This is a genomic window from Nonomuraea sp. NPDC050451 (genome assembly GCF_044458585.1).
Genome location: NZ_JBITHZ010000068.1, coordinates 1 through 15,866, shown reverse-complemented (window position 1 = coordinate 15,866; position 15,866 = coordinate 1). Strand labels below are relative to the sequence as shown.

The following is a 15,866-nucleotide window of genomic DNA, read 5'->3' as shown; positions in this document are numbered from 1 at the left end:
TTCGTGAGAGTCAGACGCAGCTGCTCCCCGCAGACGTTGGCCGCCAAGCCTCTGGAAGGCATGGTGCTACTCGCCGCGTAGCAACCAGGCCAGGCTCACGTCCCCCGAGTCGATGGCCGCCTCCAGCCAGTCAGCGGTCGCCCGGACGCGCGCCACGTTGCGCGCCACCACGGCGCGCTCGTCTTCGGTGAACCGATGGTCGCGAAGGCCGGGTGCGGCCCACCGAGGCCACGAACAGGGAGCACGCCCCGACGAGGTCGAGGAAGTCGCGGCTGCGCTCGATGCGGGGCAGGGCGGGCGTACGCTGCCGTACCTCCCGGCCGACCTGCTGAGCATGCTCGACTGCGCGCCCGGTTGACCATGTGCTCAGCGTCGCGCATGGACCGCTCAGCCGCCTGCAGGGACCTCACCGTCGCGCACGCGAGTACGGAATAAAGCACGGTAGCGCAGAGAACTACGGACAAGCCGGTGCTTCACAGTCCTCTGCACGGATCCCCGAAAGCCCAGGACAGCCGTGCACACAACTTCGAAAGCGACAACGGGTTTCGGGACGATCGTTCCTGCGGAAACACGATCAGGGCCAAGACCTTCACGGCCGTCCCGCAAACGACGGTGGTCTCAAATGGTCGATGTATCACCGCTGGTCAGGAGGTCACTATGGACCTCTGCCGGTGATCGGTATCCCAGGGTGTGTCGCGGTCGGTCGTTGAGCTCGGCGGCTATCTGGTCCAGGTCGGTTTGGTCGAGTGTGCGTAAGTCGGAGTTCTCGGGCATGTACTGGCGCAGGAGCCGATTGGTATTCTCGTTGGTTCCGCGTTCCCAGGGGCTGCGCTTGTGGCAGAAATACACCTGGATGCCGGTGTCTGCGCTGAGGATCTGGTGCTCGGCCATTTCGCGGCCGCGATCCCACGTCAGGGATTGGCGCAGCGGTTCGGGGGATGCTCAGCAGCTGCTGGGTTAGATAGGGCCGGACCTGGTGGGCCTTGGATGCCGTCGGGCAGGGCGACCAGGGTGGTGTAGCGGCTGGTGCGCTCGACGAGCGTGGCGATCGCCGACGGGCGCGTGCCCATCATGTCTCCAGATCACCGTCGGCCAAGGTCCCTCGGGCCTGGCCCGGGCCGCCGTGTAGTTCAGCGGCCTCCAGGGACGCCGAAGCGTCCACCACAGCGGCTGATTCCGGCCTCGCGGGACACCCTTGCGCCAGGCTTCCTCCTTCGCTCCTCGCCGTTGTCGCCGTACGCCCACGCCATGACGTGACGACCACGACCCAGAAGTACTTGACCCCCTCCCGGGACGAGGTCATCGCGACCTGGGGATGGAGTCGCGTCTCGATCTCGGGATCGCCGCGTAGGCGTGGGAAGCCGCCAGATAGCGCCCTCGGGCTCAGCGGGGGTGTTCAGTTGCTGACTGGTGTGGATGTCTGTGGCCTCGGTTCAACGGTCGTGGTCGAGGTGGCCGAGGATCCCGGTCAGGTGTGTGATGAGGGATGTGGCTCCGGTGAGCCTGCTCGCAGGGGTCAGGGCGATGTAGCCGACGACGGGCATGCCGGCGGCTTTCGCGGCGCGGACGCCGTTGGGGCTGTCCTCGACGACCAGGCAGTCGCGCGGGTCGCTGCCAAACGAGGCCGCGGCATGGAGGAAGAGATCGGGGGCGGGCTTGCCGACGCCGCCGACGTCCTGGGCGCTGAAGACCACCTCGGGCGGCAGCAGGGGGCGCAGGCCCGTCCGGTCGAGGGTGAGGTCGATCCAGGCGTGGTCGGAGGAGGATGCCAGGCAGTAGGGGATGCCGCGGCGCCGCAGCTCGGTCAGGACGGTGGAAGCGCCCTGGACGGCGGCCAACCCTTGCCTGAAGGCGGTGAACACCCGCTCGTGGCAGCGTGCGGTGAAGTCGGCGGGGAGCGTGCCGCCGTAGCGGTCGGCGACAACCGTGTGGACGGTGCGGGCGGCGTTGCCGAGGAAGTATCGGTAGGACTCTTCCAAAGTGAAGGGGAAGCCCAGTTCCGTTAGGTATTCCGACAGCACGCGGTGTGCGGTGGGTTCGCTGTCGACGAGGACGCCGTCGTTGTCGAAGATGACCAGCTTGGGTTTCATGGGTTCTCCGTTCGGGTGAACGTCAGGACGAGGGCGATCGCGAGGAAGGCGGCGCCGAGGAGGCAGGTCGCGCTCCAGCCACCGGCCGCGTAGGCAGAGGGGCCGACGGCCGCGCCGACGACGCCGCCGAGGGTGTAGACGGTCATGTAGACCGAGGCGAGGTGGGCGCGGGCGTCGTCGATGCCGTAGACGACGCTCATGTTGAGCAGGTGGACGGGGCGGCCGATTGAACAGCAGGCTAGGTTTCGCTCGCCCGCTGCGATTGATGGCCAGGCAGCGGGTGCTTACGCTGCGATCTCCTCGGCTGCCATGCGGGTCTCGTTGAGCAGGATGGATAGGTCCTCCGTAGTGGTGGCGGGGTTGAGGAAGCACGCGCGCAGCGCTTCCATGCCGCCGATCCGGGTGCCGGTCAGAAAGGCGCGCCCGCGCTGCTGGACGGCGGCCGGGATCGCGCGGTTGAGGTCATCGACTCGGCCGTCGCGGTTGCCCAGGCGATACCTGAACGCGACGATCGACGTGGTGACCGGGGCCAGCAGCTCGAAGTCGTCCGCCGCCTCGATCATTGCGGCCAGCGTGTGGGCGAGCCGTACCGTCTGGTTGACGAGCCGGACAATCCCGTCCCGGCCGAGGTACGACATCGTCGCCCAGGCTCGCAGCGCCCGGAATGGGCGGGTCTGCTCCGGGCCGTACTCGGAGAACCAACCGAGTCCTGCGGCACTGTCGTCGCGCAGGTAGGCCGGGACCAGGCTGAACGCGTCGCGCGACGATGCCCGGTCGCGCAGGAGGACACAGCCGCAGTCGACCGGGACGCCGAGCCACTTGTGCGGATCCAGCGCTAGCGAATCGGCCCGTTCGATGCCCGCGTAGGCTGCCGCGGCGCCGTCGGCGAGAACACCGAGTGCCCCGTAGGCGCCGTCGACGTGGAACCACAAGCCGCGGTCTGCGGCGACATCGGCGATCTCCTCCAGCGGGTCGACGGCGCCGGTGTTGACGGTGCCCGCGCTCGCCGCCACGCAGAACGGGCGCAGCCCTGCCTTGGCATCCTGGGCGATCAAGGCGCGCAACGCGTCGACATCCATGCGGAACCGGCCGTCCACCGGGACCACCCGTACATGGCGGGCACCCAGGCCGAGCAGCTCAGCGGCCTTGCGCAGGCAACTGTGCCCTTCCGCAGACACATACATCACCATTGGCGGCCGGCCGCAGAGCCCTTCTTCGCGGGCGTCCCATCCGTCCTGCCGCGCGGCACGCTGGCGGGCCGAGGCGAGGCCGATGATGGTGGCCATGGAGGCGCCGCTGGTCAGCAGCCCGCCACCGGCGGTGTGGGGGTAGCCTGCCAGATCCGCCAACCAGCGCACCACGGCATACTCCAGCAGCGCCCCTGCGTGCTCGCCGCCGGCACAGCTCGGGTTCAACGCCGCCGCCATCGACGCGACGAGCACACCGGCTGGCGAGGGCGGGGAGTTCACCCAGCCGAAGAACCGGGGATGACCGTTACCCATCGGGTACGGCAACATCCGGACACGAACGTCATGGACCAACTCATCCAGCGACCGGCCCACGGTGGGCAGATCCTGGCCGGTCAGCCAGGCGCGGTCCTCCTCCGCCACAGGCTGCCACACCCGCTGTTCCCGGACGCCTGCAAGGTAGTCGGCCGTCACATCGACGGCGGCTGCGCCCGCCCGCCGCAGGTCATCCATCGACGTCCTCGACCTGCTGGGTCTGATGTGCCGCCGCTGCCGTGTTCAGGTCCATCACCAGGTAGTACACAGACTCCGAACCCGCGTCATTGACGAACCCGTGCCGGCAGTTGCCGGGGTAGTACACCGAGTCCCCAGCGTCCAACATGTACCTCTCGCCATCGATCGTGAGGGTCAACCGGCCCGACTCCACGGCCACGTACTCGCGTGAGCCCGGCGGATGCGGCGAGAACTCGCCGGCATCGACGCCGGGTCCCAGGATGGTGCGCATGAACTCGAATTCCACGCCCGGCAGCACCGGGGACAGGATGCGGCGCTCCCAACCCGCTGGATCATGCACTACCCGCTGCCGCGCTTTGCGCAGAACCACTGCCTCTTCGCCGCGTGACTCGTCCAGCAGTCGGGCGATCGAGGTGCCCAGCGCGGTGGCCAGCCGATCCAGGACCAGCACGGTCGGCGTCTTCGCGCCCCGCTCCACATCGGACACCATGCTCCGGCTGACGCCGCTCAATTCGGCCAGCCGTTCCAGTGCGAGGCCACGGGCACGGCGGTGGGCGCGAAGCCGCGCACCCAGGTCCGCCATCGACAACCCACTGAATAACATCCCGCCGCCTTCCATCATCATTCCACTATAGTAGCGAATCCTCCTCTATAGCGGAATACGCTTGTCGTGGGCACCCGTGGGCGCCAGCCCCGATGGTGTTCAATGGGAGAGACCGGTGAACTGGGAACAGCTGCCTGCCAACCTGCCGGTGCCGCTCGATGATGGCGGCGCCGACCACCTGCCCACCACGGATCGGCGTACGGTGCTGAACGCCCGAGGCCTGCGGGTTCCGCGACCATCGCGCGGAGCTGACCGCCGCCGGCACGGTGGGTGTACGGACTTCCTACCCAGCTACGCCACCGGCGGCCTTCGTCTCTACAGGCGGCTCACACTCGTCATCCGTGGCGGCCGGATCGAGCACGTCTTCCACCCGATCTTCCCGCCCGACCCCCACGCCCAGCAGGTCCTCGACTGGCTGCACACCCATCCGACGACTACGCCGAGCACACGTCGGGGCGATGGATAAGCGTGGCCGGGTTCACGCCGCGGCGCTCATCCCGCACCTTTTAAGATCATCAGCTTCTGCGGGTCGGGGAACGGCACGAAGCCGACCCTGGCGTACACCTCGTGGGCGTCGACCGTGGACAGGATCACCCGCTTGAGCTTGTAGGGGGCGAGGTGATCGCGAACCGCTGAGGCCAGCCAGGTGCCCAGACCTTTCCCGCGGTGGGCCTGCTCGACGTAGACATCGCAGAGCCACGCGAAGGTGGCCAGGTCGGTGACGACGCGGGCATAGCCGACCTGCTGCCCGCCGGGCCCGTAGAGGCCGAAGTTCACAGATGCGCGGATGGATTGCTCGACTGTCTCCCGGGTGCGGCCCAGAGCCCAGAACGCATCGGTCGAAAGCCAGTGGTGGACCAGGCCGACATCAAGACGATCTGAGTCCGTGTCGGCTTCGTATCCATCCTCTCTGCGTGTGATCACAGAGTCGCGTGCTAGTTCTCGCATCGCAGCCCAACCAGTCGTGAGGCTACCCAGCGGTGGCCACATGTGCATCTCAGATAGCACACGACACCTTCGGAGGTGTAGTGAGACGATTCGACCTTCGCACACACGCCAGGCCGACCGCAGCTCCGACAGCGCTCGGGTGGACGGTGGTCTTCGGGCAACGGCATGACTCCTCCAGGCACAACGCTTCGCCGTGATCATCCGGTCACGTTCATCGCCCATCCTGCGCAAGAGGCTTGCATCAGAACAAGTGGCTCTTGCTGACGCTGGGCATAAGCAGAACCGATGCATGGTCACCGCAGTGGAATGACGGCCAACAGACGACGCTTCGCGATCAAGAAGCCGGATCTGCGCCCACGGCTATCATGTCGGCACCCTGACGCTCCGCCCCACCACCGTTCATGACCTGCTCAATGCCGAAGGCTCAGTGCCGTACGGGTCAAGGGCGCACCCTGCTCAGAGCCGTCCTCACGCGGGGCCGCGCAGTTGCGGCGTTCAGTTCGCCTGGCCCCAGCCGGTGCGCTCCGGCCGCTCGATCTGCCGGACCGCTTCGGCGAACAACGCGTCGAACTCGGCCTCGCGCAGCGGCTGCTCGGCGGTGGGCAGCGTGCACGCAGTGGTGACGTCGAAGGCGACGAACGCGCAGCAGGCATTCTCCCGCGTGGCCAGGTCTCGTACCTGTTCTTCGACGCCGGGATCGGAGCGCAGCCGGAAGCGGATGCCCTCGGTGGTCTTCTCGCGCAGCCTGCCGAGCCGGCCACCGCCGACCCCGAACCACTCTGGCAACGCCGACTTGATGCCGTTACGACGCAGCACCGTCTAGCAATCGACGAAGGCCTCGTCCAACGTCACTGTCGAGGTCAACACTGAACCGGGGATCGTTACCTCATACTCGCAATGACATGCCCCGACATGTCGCGCGGCCAGTGGATGCGGGCCCGTTCGCACAGAAACTCACCAGGCGCAGGAGGCTGATGGCGGCAGGAACCGGCGGCGCAGTGTTCTCAGGCGACCCAATGTGGTTGTCGGTTGGTGGACGGGAGTGGGAGGCCGTCGGCGAGGGCGGTGGCCATGCGGTGCACAGCCTCGCGCAGGGTATCGGGGGGCGTTGTGTAGGGAATGCGGAGGCGTTGTTCGAAGATGCCGGGGTCGGTGGCGAAATAGGCGCCGCCCTCGATCCGCACGCCGTAGTCCAGTGAGCGCTCAGCCAGCGCCGAGGCGATGGGCTCGCCCAGGTCGACCCACAGTGACAGACCCCCGGGCGGTAACTGCCAGGTCCACTGCGGGATGTGCTCGGCGAGGGCGGCGGCCAGGGCCGTACGCTGTTCGCGCATGCGTTCCAGACGGGGCGGCAACAGTTCTACCGCCCGAGCCAGGAGGTCGAGGGCCAGGAGTTGGTCCAGGACCGAGCCGCCCAAGTCGGTGGCGATCCGCTGGGCGGCGAGTTCGGTCACCAGACGGGAGGGGGCGCGCAGCCAGCCGATGCGCAGGCCGCCCCAGTAGGTCTTGCTCATCGAGCCGATGGTGATGACCTGTCCGGCCCCGCTGGGCGTGGCGTGGGAGGCGAAGGGCGGCGGGGCGGGGACGTCGAGGGCGAGGTCGGCCAGGGTCTCGTCGATGACGAGCCAGGTGCCGGTGCGCTGAGCGGCGCGCAGGCTGCGGGCGCGTTCTTGCTCGGGCATGAGGAGACCGGTCGGGTTGTGGAAGTCGGCGATCAGGTAGGCGAGTTGGGGTACCACTTCGCGCAGGGTGGACTCGATGATCTCGATGTCCCAACCGGTGTCGGACACTGGGACTGACACGGTGCGAAGTCGGGCTCGACGCATAGCGTCCAGAGCGTTCGGGTAGGACGGATTCTCGACCATGATCCGGTCGCCAGGTGTGGACAGGAGCCCGAGGACCAGCGTGAGGGCGTGCTGGGCGCCGGAGGTCACCAGGATCTGTTCGGGCACGGTGGCCAGGCCTCGCTGGGTGAAACGCTCGGCGATGACGGCACGCAGGTCCGGCAGGCCGAAGGGGTAGTAACCGGGCCCGTGCGTGTGCTCGGCCAGTCGAGGGGCGACGTGGCCGAGGGCGTCGACGAGTACCTGCTCCGGAAGCGCGGGGGCGGCCCTGGCCAAGTCGATGGCGGTGTCCCGCGGGGCGAGGACCCGGGCGACGCCGGTGGGGGTACGGCCCTCGGGCAGCGCGGTCCAGGTGCCGGAGCCCTGGCGGCTGCGGGCGTAGCCGCTCTGGCGCAGCAAATCGTAGGCGGCGGTGATGGTGGGCCTGCTGGTGTTCAGGGCGGCGGCCAGTTCCCTCTCGGCGGGAAGTCTGGCGTGCAATGCGATCCGTCCGTCGAGGATCAGGGCACTGATCGCCTGGGCCAGGTGGCGGTAGACGGGTCTGGCTCCCGCCGGGTCGGGCAGCATAGCGGCGAGCTGCCGGCTTCCCAGCGTCCGTTTGGGGCGGTCCACCCTGTCCGTGGTCCGGAACGGTATTGAGTCGGCCATGCCACTCTCCAGAGATTGGCTATGCTCTTGCAGCCAATCAATGTACAGAATCGCCGCCAGTGGCATTGAGACACGAGCAGGCCGGAGGCGACTGGTATGGAGCAGGAGATGGATCGCGGGGAGTGCGATCTGCGGCACACCCATGGGGAACGCGCCGTAACGGCACGGGCATCCATCCATGGCGACCGGCCGAAGATCGCGCTCGTCGGTGCCGGAATCGGACTGCTTGCGGCGGCCGCCGCGGTACGCCGTCTGCGCCCCGACGCCGATCTCGTCCTCTCCTCGGACCCCGACGGCATGCCCTGGGGACCGCGCGCGCCGCAGGACATCGCCGCCCGCGCGCTCGCCGTCGCCGAAGCAGCTGCCGCGCACCGCCCAGATGCACTGATCGTCGCGTGCAACACCGCCACCCTGCACGCCCTGCCCACCCTGCGCGCCCGCTTCGAACCCGACATGCCGGTCATCGGCACGGTCCCGGCGATCAAACCGGCTGCCGCAGGCGGCGGACCGGTCGCCGTCTGGTCCACGCCCGCCGTCTCCGGCAGCCCTCAGCTGCGCGGTCTCATTGACGAGTTCGCCGATGGTGTGAGCGTCACCGAGGTGCCATGCCCTGGACTCTCCGACGCCGTCGAGTACGCGGACGCGGCGGCCGCCGCCCTCGCGGTCGCCGCCGCGGCAGAGCGCACCCCGCAAGACGTCAGGGCCATCGTTCTGGGCTGCACGCATTACGAACTCATCGCCGAGCGCATCCGCGCGGCTGTGCAGCAGCCTGGCATGCCACCCCTCATCCTGCACGGTTCGGCCGGCGCGGTCGCCGCCCAGGCACTGCGCCGGATCGGCGAGCAGCCCGCCCCCGCGGCGGCTGCCGAGGGCATCCTGACCGTGATCCTCAGCGGGCGTAGCGCTGCGCTTCCAGCAGCGGCGCTGGCCTACAACGAAGGCCGACTGCTGCAGGGCCGTCAGGTCTGCGCGCTGGGGACACGTCCGTGAGCAGCGACGCCCCATATCCCCGTCCCCACGGTCCAGAACATCCCGTCGCGACTGCACTGGCACCGAGCACTTGCCCGTCGCCGCCGCCGCTCACTTACGTCCCTCTCGGTGAGAGTCCGCTGAGACGCCTTCCCCAACTGTTCATCGGCCTCGCCCTGTACGGATTCAGCCTTTCAGCGATGGTGCGGGCCTCGCTGGGCGTCAACCCCTGGAGCGTCCTGTACGAAGGGCTCGCCCGTCACACGTCCCTGAGTTTCGGCACGATCAGCGCCGCCCTCGGGGTTCTCGTGCTCTTGTTGTGGATTCCCCTCAAGCAAAGGCCGACGTTCGGCACCGTGGCCAACATCGCCGTCCTGGCGTACGCATCGGATCTCGGCCTCTTGCTCATCCCGCAGCACCTCGGCTTGCCGGCCCGGGTCGGCCTGCTGGTCGGGGGTGTCCTCCTCAACGGGTTTTCTGTCGCCGTCTATGTCGGGGCGCGCTTTGGACCTGGGCCTCGGGATGGGCTGATGACCGGGGCGTCCGCTGCGACCGGGCGCTCCATCCGCCTCATCCGCACCCTGATCGAGATCGCCGTGCTCGCCGTGGGCTGGCTGCTGGGAGGAAGCGTGGGCGTCGGCACTGTGCTCTACGCACTCACGGTCGGTCCGACCGCCCAGTTCTTCATGCTCAGGTTTGCCTACCGCAGTCGCGACGAGGCCCGGACGTCCCTTACTCGTCGCCGGCAGCCGCCGGGTTAGCGAGGGGGCCTCAGGCCGCCGGGAAGGCAGGCGAAACGGCGCGCTACTCGCCCACTGTGAGGGAGTCGATGGCGGCCTGGCGGTCAGCCTCGGTAGCAAGGGTGTAGCGGCGCGCTGTCTCCAGCGAATGCCCCAGGATGTCGGCGATCATCACGACGTCGTACCCCTGACGGGCGAGCGCACGCTTGCCTGGCCCGGCGAAGTACCGGTCGACGTGCGGGGCTTCAGCTGCCATGGCGGAAGTCCGTAGTGTTCGCACAGTCCCGCCCTTGGCACAGAAGTCTGACCGGCGCCCCACCTGGTAAGACCTGAGAGCTCCGCCCTGGCGAGAGGGATGCGGCTACTCCAGCATCGTGATCAACTTTTAGTTCAGATAAGGCACGTAGGGCATGTGGGGGTGGTGCGCACGATATCCAGGGGTTGTTCTGTCACGTCAGCCACGTAAGGATGTGCCGTGCTCCAGACTTCACCCTGAACAAACGGTGGAAGCCTACGCAGCGCACCGTCGGACCCCCGTCCGTCTCCACGGTTTGTTCAGGGGAATGTGGCACGCTGGCGCCCGGCAAGACCCGCACCATCGTCTGCTGGAGGTTCCGTGTCGGAGGCCGACTACGGGTACGACTGCCTGCGCCTGCGCGCCGCTCGGGAGGAACAGGGGCTGACGGTGGCGGAGATCGCGGCCGCTGCCGGTCTGTCTGCGCGGGCGGTGAACTTCTACTTGGCCGGCACCCGCCGCCCTCGCGCTCCGGTCCTGCCGCGGCTGGCTCGTGCGGTCGGCTTGCCCGAACCTCTCGACCTGTGTGACCTGCGCGACGGCGAGCGGATCGTGCATCTGCGCGTGCGAGTGGGCAAGAGCCGCGCCCAGATCGCCGCCGCCCTCGGGTGGCACCCCGACACCTATCGGGACTGGGAGCTCGCCGGACGGGCCGAGGACAAGATGAGCGGCGAGCAAATCGGGGAGAGCGATTTGGACCAGCCGGACCGGGGTCGCTGGGCACCCGCGCCGTTCTTCAACCGGGACGTGCTCCAGCGCGGAGCCATGGTCGACGGCGACTGGCGGCCCCCGGTGTACGGGCCTTACCAGTACGGCAATCCCAGCCACTTCGCAGCGTTCGAAGTCCCCGCCGAACGCCTCCGCCAGGCCCTCCAGCGCACCCGCGCAGAGCGAGCAGCACAACTCGGAGAACTCCTACGTGGCTGACGTGCCTTACACCTCCCCGAGATCCTGACCAGCGCTTTCGCTCAACTACCCCAGATAAGCGACGGGTCGTGGTCCAGGCGGCGTAAGGCCCTCGGGGCACCGCGGTGCATGCCGAGTACGAGCGCCTGGGCCTGGGCCTTCGACGTTGTGTACACGTCCAGCACATCCCTAGATGCACAAGGAGCCGAGCTGAGGACAGCTGACCACGTCGTCAGCTGCCTCTTCTCGCGTCACTGGAGGGTGAGTAGAAGCTCCAGCATTCGGGGGTCCTGGTGGGTGAACTCCATGTTCGATTGGGCGCGGTCGAGTGCCGCGATGGCCGCCATCTCGTCGGCGGTGAGCTGGAAGTCGAACACCTCGATGTTCTCGCGCAGCCGCTGCGCGCGGATGCTCTTGACGACGGCGGGGGATGTCGCGCTGGATGAGCCAGCGCAGGATGACCTGGGGCAGGGTCTTTCCGTGGGCCTGTGCGATGGCGGTCAGAGTCGGGTCGTTCAGGACCTCGGGGTTGCCTTGGGCCAGCGGCGACCAGGCTTGCAGGATGGTGCCGTGCTTTGCGGCCAGGTCGTGCATGTCGATTTGCTGGTTGAACGGGTGGGTTTCGCGCTGGTTGACCGCGGGGACGACGCGGTTGTGAACGACCAGGTCGAGGTAGCGGTCGGGAAAGAAGTTCGACACCCCGATGGCGCGGATCTTGCCTTCGTCGAGGAGGTCTTCCATGGCTCGCCAGGCGCCGTAGTAGTCGCCGAAGGGTTGGTGGATCAGGTAGAGGTCGAGGTAGTCCAGGCCGAGGTTGTCCAGCGAGACCTGCAGGGCGGTTTTGGTCTGCTCGTAGCCGTGGTCTTTGAACCAGAGCTTGGTGGTGATGAACAGCTCCTCGCGGGGCACGCTCGTCTTGTCCAGGGCCGCTCCGAGGGCTTTCTCGTTGTAGTAGCGCGAGGCAGTGTCGATGAGCCGGTAGCCGGCGTCGAGGGCGGCGGGGACGGCCTCGGCGACCTGCTCGTCGGTCATCTGGAAGACGCCCAGGCCGAGTTTAGGCATCTCTACGCCGTTGTTGAGACGGATGTATTCCATGGTTGTTCCTGTCTTCGTACGTAGGTGGAGATGGTCAGCGGTGCAGGATGCCCTCGGTGGCGCCCGGAGCGAGGCGGGGGCCGCGCACGGGCGCGTCGCCGAGCGCGTCGCCGATGCGTTGGAGGATGTCGTCGCTGAGCTGGACGCCGGCGGCGCGGGCGTTGGCGTGGACCTGCTCGGGCCGGGAGGCGCCGGTGATCGCGGAGGCGACCACCGGGCGGCGCAGCACCCAGGCGAGGGCGAGGGTGGCCATGCTGATACCGAGTTCGTGGGCGATCGGGACGAGCCGTTGCACGGCATGCAGAGTGGCGTCGTTGTAGACGAGGTCCTGGGAGATGTTCATCTGGTCGTCGGCGAACCGGGATCCTTCCGGCAGCGGCTGTCCCGGCTTGTACTTGCCGGTGAGCACACCCTGCGCGAGCGGCGACCAGACAATCTGGGAGATGCCGTTGGTCGCGGACAGGCCGAAGACCTGCGTCTCGGGGGACTGCCAGAGCATGGAGTACTGCGGCTGCGAGGAGACGAACAGCTCCGGGCCGGCGATGTCGATCGCCGTCTGGATCTGCTGCGGGGTCCATTCGCTGAAGCCCAGGTAGCGGGCCTTGCCCTGGGTGACGACCTGCTGCAGCGCGTCGATGGTCTCCTCGACCGGCACGGTGCTGTCGAAGCGGTGCGCCTGGTACAGGTCGACGTAGTCGGTGCGCAGCCGGCGCAGGGAGGCGTCGATCTGCTTGGCGATCTGGCTGGCGGACAGTCCCTGATCGGTGTCCGACATCGGGCCCCACACCTTGGTGGCCAGGATGTAGGAGTCGCGCGGGTGTTTCGACAGGATCTCTCCCCAGGCCGTCTCCGCGGCGCCTTGCCCGTACACGTTGGCGGTGTCGAAGAAGTTGATGCCCGCGTCGAAGGCCGCCTCGGTGCACGCGCGGGTCTGATCTTCTGCGACACCACCGGAGTAGGTCAGCCACGAGCCGAGGGAGATCTCGGAGACTTCCAGATCTGAGCTGCCGAGCTTGCGGTAACGCATGATGTTCCTCCGTGAGAAGTGGCGAGGGCTGGCCCGCCTCCTGCGCACCGAAGCCGGCGGCGAGTTCGTCGCGGTCAGCCCTGCTCCTCAAGGAAACCGGCTGTACCCGCTCGGGTGAGAGTCCCTGGCCTGGGAGGTACCGGCAAGGCCACCCAGCGTCCGCATGCCCGCGACGGAGGTGGGTATGCCAGTCAGCTTTCGGCCGGTGAACGTCCCGCCGCGTCGCTGGTGGTCGCCGCCCAGCTTGCCAGCAGCGCGAGAGCGTCGGCGGCGGCGCTGCCGGGCTCGGCGTTGTAGACCGACAGCTGTAGGCCGTTGTCGTCGGGCAACGCCAGGGCCTCGTAGTCGAGGGTGAGCTCGCCGACGACTGGGTGCCGGAAGCGCTTGCTGCCGTCGCGGAAGGCGTACACGTCGTGCGAGCCCCACAACACCCGGAACGTGTCGCTGCGCGTCGAGAGCTCACCGATCAGGTTCGACAGGTCCCGGTCGTACGGGATCTTGGCGGCCTCGGCCCGGAAATGCCCCACGGTGCTGCGGGCGATGCGGTCGTAGTCGACGAAGAAGTGCCGGGCGGCGGGGTTGAGGAACGCGAACCGGGCCATGTTCGCCTCACAGGCGGGATCGCCGTACAGGTCGGTGAGCAGGGCGCGGCCGAGCGGATTGATGGCCAGCACGTCGAGGCGGTTGTTCCCCACGTACGCCGGCATGGCGGGCATGCCCTCGATCAGCCGTAGCACCGATGGCCGGACAACCGGGGCGGCCTCGCGCTTGCGCGTCCGGGACCGCGGGGCCGCCGCGGCACGAGCGAGATGATGCAGGTGCGCCCGCTCGGTCTCATCGAGCTACAACGCCCGCGCCAGCGCGTCAAGAACACTTTCGGAGACGCCACCCAGGTTGCCGCGCTCCAGGCGGGTGTAGTACTCGGAACTCACGCCAGCCAGTTGCGCAACCTCGCTGCGGCGCAGCCCCGGCACACGCCTCTCGCCGTACGACTGCACCCCGGCCTGCTCCGGCGTGACCTTGTCACGGCGCGACTTGAGGAATGCGCTGACTTCCGCCCGGTTGTCCATAATCCCAGCGTAGGCACTCCGCAGGCCTGCTGAGGGTCCCTGCCGGTACCTCCCAGGACAGGCTCTCTCACCAATCGGGCCGCGCAACGCCTCAACTCGTGCGGACGGACTTCTGCCGCAGACAACGCAGGTCCGGAATGCCGTGCCTATCACGGAGCGTGAGCAGCGCATCGGATCGACGCCAGACGTGGGCGCAGCATTCGACGGTGGCGCCCGAACTCGGTGACATCTGGCTCTGAAACTCACGAACAAAACCATTGTCCCGCTTCACGGCGTTATTGACGGTGCGATTGAGAATGTCATAGATCAGTTTGAGGGTATTGCCCGATGTGCAGCAGCTATCGGCACTTGAGTAGGGGCCTACTCATGCGCGAACGCGGCGCAGGAACCAGAGTTCCCGTAGCAAGCTCAGGCCTGAATCTCGGAGGACACATGGCACTGAAGCGAACCCTGGGCGTTCTGACCGGAGCAGGCTTCCTCGTGCTCGGCGGCGGGGTGGTGGCGTATGCCGCCATCCCTGATGGAGACGGCGTGTTCAACGGCTGCGTCGCCAAGCTGACCGGAGTTCTGCGGGTCATCGATCCCGCCGAGGGACAGCGATGCCTGGTCGTCGAAACACCGATCAGCTGGAACCAGGTCGGATCACAGGGTCCGGCTGGCCCACAAGGTCCACAAGGTCCACAAGGCCCACAAGGCCCACAAGGCCCACAAGGCCCACAAGGCCCACAGGGTGCCCAGGGGCCCCAAGGGCCGCCTGGCGTGGGTGCCAGCGGGCCCGTCTTACGAGTTGGCGCCGACGTTCGCGTCCCCCAGGGGGAGAGAGCCTCCACCTTCGCGGCGTGCGAGCCAGGCGAGGTCGCCACCGGCGGCGGCTTCCATGGGACCATTGTGGCTGATTGGGCCATTGAGAAATCCCAACCGGCGCTCATCCCTGAGGACCAGCAGGGCGCGAGCGTAGGTAGGCCCGGAGAGCCCGTCAACGGATGGTGGGTCATAGCAACGCCGACGCGCAGCGGATCGGGGTCGATAAGGGCCGAGGTCTTGTGTATGAAGGTGAGATGACGGCATCCAGGACGGAATGCTCCTCCACGCTGCGTTCCAGCAGTCCGTAGTAGATGTCCATGCGCCTGCCTCGACCTTGACGTCCTCGTCGCCGTGGACGATCCACCGGGTCGCCAACGCGACGCCGTCCTCGGCGACGACCAGGCCGTCGGGCAGGTCCGCGTCCGACAGCGAGCCGACGCTGGCCAGGTGGTCGTCGGGCGGCAGCAGGATCGTCGAGGCGACTGCCGTGTAGTTCCAGGCCGGTGTTGGCGGGGACTTCCAGGTGGTCACCGCTCCGGCCCATGGCGATGGTGTATGCGCGGTCATTAAGCCTCGAGACGGGCGATGATCTGGACGCTGTGGCCGGGACGAGGGCGAGGGAAGGCGGTACGGAGAGCACGCTGAGCGACGAACTGAGTGACATCCGGAACGCACTGCCCCGCTCACCTGTGCACAACCCTGCACACGAAAACATCGAGTTCCAGGACACGCTCAAGCCGGTCGCCAGATTGTCCGTGCCCGCAGGCTCCTATCTGGCGAGCGCGTACTTCTCGCTGCGGAACGACTACGACTCCGCCGTTCATCAGGTGACCTGCAGGCTCGCGGCCAACTATCCACCCGGCGAGGCCCCGATGGATCAATTCGCGCTGTTCAACCTGCCGGTGCCGCGCCAGGCGCCCTATAGCATGCAGCAGGCCTTCACCTTGACGGAGCTCGGCTCCATCGTCCCGTCATGCCATGCAATCCCCGGCTGGACGGCAGGGGTGACCAACATCCAGCTGACGCGATCCAGGGCCTGTACGGAGTTCAGATCTTCAGATGGGTTGAAGGCTTCGGATCCACAAGATGGCTCCGCGTAGGTGAAGGCCGGCGAGGTAGCTGTCGG

The 15,866-nt window shown here is 67.7% G+C and carries 20 protein-coding genes and 1 pseudogene; 5 read left to right on the top strand and 16 right to left on the bottom strand.

Annotated elements, in window-relative coordinates; translation table 11 throughout:
- Positions 1 to 66: 66 nt before the first annotated feature.
- The 7 genes and pseudogenes from ACIBI9_RS65500 to ACIBI9_RS65470 form a co-directional block, all read right to left on the bottom strand.
- Positions 67 to 283: pseudogene (locus ACIBI9_RS65500) on the bottom strand (DUF6192 family protein).
- A 335-nt stretch (positions 284 to 618) separates the two neighbouring features.
- Positions 619 to 891 (bottom strand): IS30 family transposase, encoded by a 273-nt coding sequence (locus ACIBI9_RS65495; protein WP_397238834.1) that lies wholly within the window; start codon positions 889 to 891, stop codon positions 619 to 621.
- A gap of 20 nt (positions 892 to 911) precedes the next feature.
- The gene (locus ACIBI9_RS65490; RefSeq protein WP_397238832.1) at positions 912 to 1,073 is read right to left on the bottom strand and encodes a hypothetical protein; all 162 of its coding nucleotides are present in this window, start codon (positions 1,071 to 1,073) and stop codon (positions 912 to 914) included.
- A 360-nt stretch (positions 1,074 to 1,433) separates the two neighbouring features.
- Entirely contained in the window at positions 1,434 to 2,090 is a 657-nt protein-coding gene (locus ACIBI9_RS65485; RefSeq protein WP_397238830.1) for an HAD family hydrolase, read from the bottom strand.
- Positions 2,087 to 2,290: a hypothetical protein gene (locus tag ACIBI9_RS65480; RefSeq protein WP_397238828.1), complete on the bottom strand. Its 204-nt coding sequence runs from the start codon at positions 2,288 to 2,290 to the stop codon at positions 2,087 to 2,089. Before ACIBI9_RS65480 ends, ACIBI9_RS65485 begins: the two co-directional genes overlap by 4 nt.
- Positions 2,291 to 2,374: 84 nt before the next feature.
- Entirely contained in the window at positions 2,375 to 3,790 is a 1,416-nt protein-coding gene (locus ACIBI9_RS65475; protein ID WP_397238827.1) for a pyridoxal phosphate-dependent decarboxylase family protein, read from the bottom strand.
- Entirely contained in the window at positions 3,783 to 4,415 is a 633-nt protein-coding gene (locus ACIBI9_RS65470; RefSeq protein ID WP_397238825.1) for a helix-turn-helix domain-containing protein, read from the bottom strand. The genes ACIBI9_RS65475 and ACIBI9_RS65470 overlap by 8 nt, the downstream gene beginning before the upstream one ends.
- 94 nt (positions 4,416 to 4,509) lie before the next feature.
- Here ACIBI9_RS65470 and ACIBI9_RS65465 point away from each other — a divergent pair, with 94 nt between their 5' ends.
- Entirely contained in the window at positions 4,510 to 4,860 is a 351-nt protein-coding gene (locus tag ACIBI9_RS65465) for a hypothetical protein (protein WP_397238823.1), read from the top strand.
- Between the two features lie 26 nt (positions 4,861 to 4,886).
- On the opposite strand, the gene ACIBI9_RS65460 is transcribed toward ACIBI9_RS65465, so the two are convergent.
- From ACIBI9_RS65460 to ACIBI9_RS65450, 3 genes are all read right to left on the bottom strand, one after another.
- Positions 4,887 to 5,342 carry a GNAT family N-acetyltransferase gene (locus ACIBI9_RS65460; RefSeq protein WP_397238821.1) on the bottom strand — a complete coding sequence of 152 codons (456 nt, stop codon included), beginning with the start codon at positions 5,340 to 5,342 and terminating at the stop codon, positions 4,887 to 4,889.
- A 495-nt stretch (positions 5,343 to 5,837) separates the two neighbouring features.
- A complete protein-coding gene (locus ACIBI9_RS65455) occupies positions 5,838 to 6,158 on the bottom strand; it encodes a hypothetical protein (protein WP_397238819.1) in 321 nt (106 codons plus the stop codon).
- 188 nt (positions 6,159 to 6,346) lie between these two features.
- On the bottom strand, positions 6,347 to 7,834 hold the full coding sequence (locus tag ACIBI9_RS65450; RefSeq protein ID WP_397238817.1) for a PLP-dependent aminotransferase family protein: 1,488 nt from the start codon (positions 7,832 to 7,834) through the stop codon (positions 6,347 to 6,349).
- A 222-nt stretch (positions 7,835 to 8,056) separates the two neighbouring features.
- Between ACIBI9_RS65450 and ACIBI9_RS65445 the strand changes: the two genes are divergently transcribed.
- Together ACIBI9_RS65445 and ACIBI9_RS65440 are read left to right on the top strand one after the other, a co-directional pair.
- Entirely contained in the window at positions 8,057 to 8,824 is a 768-nt protein-coding gene (locus tag ACIBI9_RS65445; RefSeq protein WP_397238862.1) for a glutamate racemase, read from the top strand.
- A gap of 179 nt (positions 8,825 to 9,003) precedes the next feature.
- Positions 9,004 to 9,564 (top strand): YitT family protein, encoded by a 561-nt coding sequence (locus tag ACIBI9_RS65440; protein WP_397238815.1) that lies wholly within the window; start codon positions 9,004 to 9,006, stop codon positions 9,562 to 9,564.
- Positions 9,565 to 9,607: 43 nt separating this feature from the next.
- On the opposite strand, the gene ACIBI9_RS65435 is transcribed toward ACIBI9_RS65440, so the two are convergent.
- Complete coding sequence (locus tag ACIBI9_RS65435) at positions 9,608 to 9,799, bottom strand: hypothetical protein (protein WP_397238813.1); 192 nt, start codon at positions 9,797 to 9,799, stop codon at positions 9,608 to 9,610.
- Positions 9,800 to 10,159: 360 nt separating this feature from the next.
- Here ACIBI9_RS65435 and ACIBI9_RS65430 point away from each other — a divergent pair, with 360 nt between their 5' ends.
- On the top strand, positions 10,160 to 10,765 hold the full coding sequence (locus ACIBI9_RS65430) for a helix-turn-helix transcriptional regulator (RefSeq protein ID WP_397238811.1): 606 nt from the start codon (positions 10,160 to 10,162) through the stop codon (positions 10,763 to 10,765).
- A 168-nt stretch (positions 10,766 to 10,933) separates the two neighbouring features.
- On the opposite strand, the gene ACIBI9_RS65425 is transcribed toward ACIBI9_RS65430, so the two are convergent.
- From ACIBI9_RS65425 to ACIBI9_RS65405, 5 genes are all read right to left on the bottom strand, one after another.
- The gene (locus ACIBI9_RS65425) at positions 10,934 to 11,839 is read right to left on the bottom strand and encodes an aldo/keto reductase (protein ID WP_397238809.1); all 906 of its coding nucleotides are present in this window, start codon (positions 11,837 to 11,839) and stop codon (positions 10,934 to 10,936) included.
- Positions 11,840 to 11,873: 34 nt separating this feature from the next.
- The gene (locus ACIBI9_RS65420) at positions 11,874 to 12,866 is read right to left on the bottom strand and encodes an aldo/keto reductase family protein (protein ID WP_397238807.1); all 993 of its coding nucleotides are present in this window, start codon (positions 12,864 to 12,866) and stop codon (positions 11,874 to 11,876) included.
- Between the two features lie 191 nt (positions 12,867 to 13,057).
- On the bottom strand, positions 13,058 to 13,603 hold the full coding sequence (locus tag ACIBI9_RS65415) for a hypothetical protein (protein WP_397238806.1): 546 nt from the start codon (positions 13,601 to 13,603) through the stop codon (positions 13,058 to 13,060).
- Positions 13,604 to 13,708: 105 nt separating this feature from the next.
- Positions 13,709 to 13,936, bottom strand: a complete 228-nt coding sequence (locus ACIBI9_RS65410; protein WP_397238804.1) for a helix-turn-helix domain-containing protein — start codon at positions 13,934 to 13,936, stop codon at positions 13,709 to 13,711.
- A gap of 780 nt (positions 13,937 to 14,716) precedes the next feature.
- Positions 14,717 to 15,271, bottom strand: a complete 555-nt coding sequence (locus ACIBI9_RS65405; protein WP_397238802.1) for a hypothetical protein — start codon at positions 15,269 to 15,271, stop codon at positions 14,717 to 14,719.
- An 11-nt stretch (positions 15,272 to 15,282) separates the two neighbouring features.
- Between ACIBI9_RS65405 and ACIBI9_RS65400 the strand changes: the two genes are divergently transcribed.
- Positions 15,283 to 15,840 (top strand): hypothetical protein, encoded by a 558-nt coding sequence (locus ACIBI9_RS65400; RefSeq protein ID WP_397238800.1) that lies wholly within the window; start codon positions 15,283 to 15,285, stop codon positions 15,838 to 15,840.
- Positions 15,841 to 15,866: the final 26 nt, after the last annotated feature.

Excerpts from the sequence above, each read along its gene's own strand:
- ACIBI9_RS65495 (WP_397238834.1), bottom strand. The coding sequence starts at position 891 with ATGGCCGAGCACCAGATCCTCAGCGCAGACACCGGCATCCAGGTGTAT.
- ACIBI9_RS65490 (WP_397238832.1), bottom strand. The coding sequence starts at position 1,073 with ATGATGGGCACGCGCCCGTCGGCGATCGCCACGCTCGTCGAGCGCACC.
- ACIBI9_RS65485 (WP_397238830.1), bottom strand. The coding sequence starts at position 2,090 with ATGAAACCCAAGCTGGTCATCTTCGACAACGACGGCGTCCTCGTCGAC.
- ACIBI9_RS65480 (WP_397238828.1), bottom strand. The coding sequence starts at position 2,290 with ATGAGCGTCGTCTACGGCATCGACGACGCCCGCGCCCACCTCGCCTCG.
- ACIBI9_RS65475 (WP_397238827.1), bottom strand. The coding sequence starts at position 3,790 with ATGGATGACCTGCGGCGGGCGGGCGCAGCCGCCGTCGATGTGACGGCC.
- ACIBI9_RS65470 (WP_397238825.1), bottom strand. The coding sequence starts at position 4,415 with ATGATGATGGAAGGCGGCGGGATGTTATTCAGTGGGTTGTCGATGGCG.
- ACIBI9_RS65460 (WP_397238821.1), bottom strand. The coding sequence starts at position 5,342 with ATGCGAGAACTAGCACGCGACTCTGTGATCACACGCAGAGAGGATGGA.
- ACIBI9_RS65450 (WP_397238817.1), bottom strand. The coding sequence starts at position 7,834 with ATGGCCGACTCAATACCGTTCCGGACCACGGACAGGGTGGACCGCCCC.
- ACIBI9_RS65440 (WP_397238815.1), top strand. The coding sequence starts at position 9,004 with ATGGTGCGGGCCTCGCTGGGCGTCAACCCCTGGAGCGTCCTGTACGAA.
- ACIBI9_RS65435 (WP_397238813.1), bottom strand. The coding sequence starts at position 9,799 with ATGGCAGCTGAAGCCCCGCACGTCGACCGGTACTTCGCCGGGCCAGGC.
- ACIBI9_RS65425 (WP_397238809.1), bottom strand. The coding sequence starts at position 11,839 with ATGGAATACATCCGTCTCAACAACGGCGTAGAGATGCCTAAACTCGGC.
- ACIBI9_RS65420 (WP_397238807.1), bottom strand. The coding sequence starts at position 12,866 with ATGCGTTACCGCAAGCTCGGCAGCTCAGATCTGGAAGTCTCCGAGATC.
- ACIBI9_RS65410 (WP_397238804.1), bottom strand. The coding sequence starts at position 13,936 with ATGGACAACCGGGCGGAAGTCAGCGCATTCCTCAAGTCGCGCCGTGAC.
- ACIBI9_RS65400 (WP_397238800.1), top strand. The coding sequence starts at position 15,283 with ATGGCGATGGTGTATGCGCGGTCATTAAGCCTCGAGACGGGCGATGAT.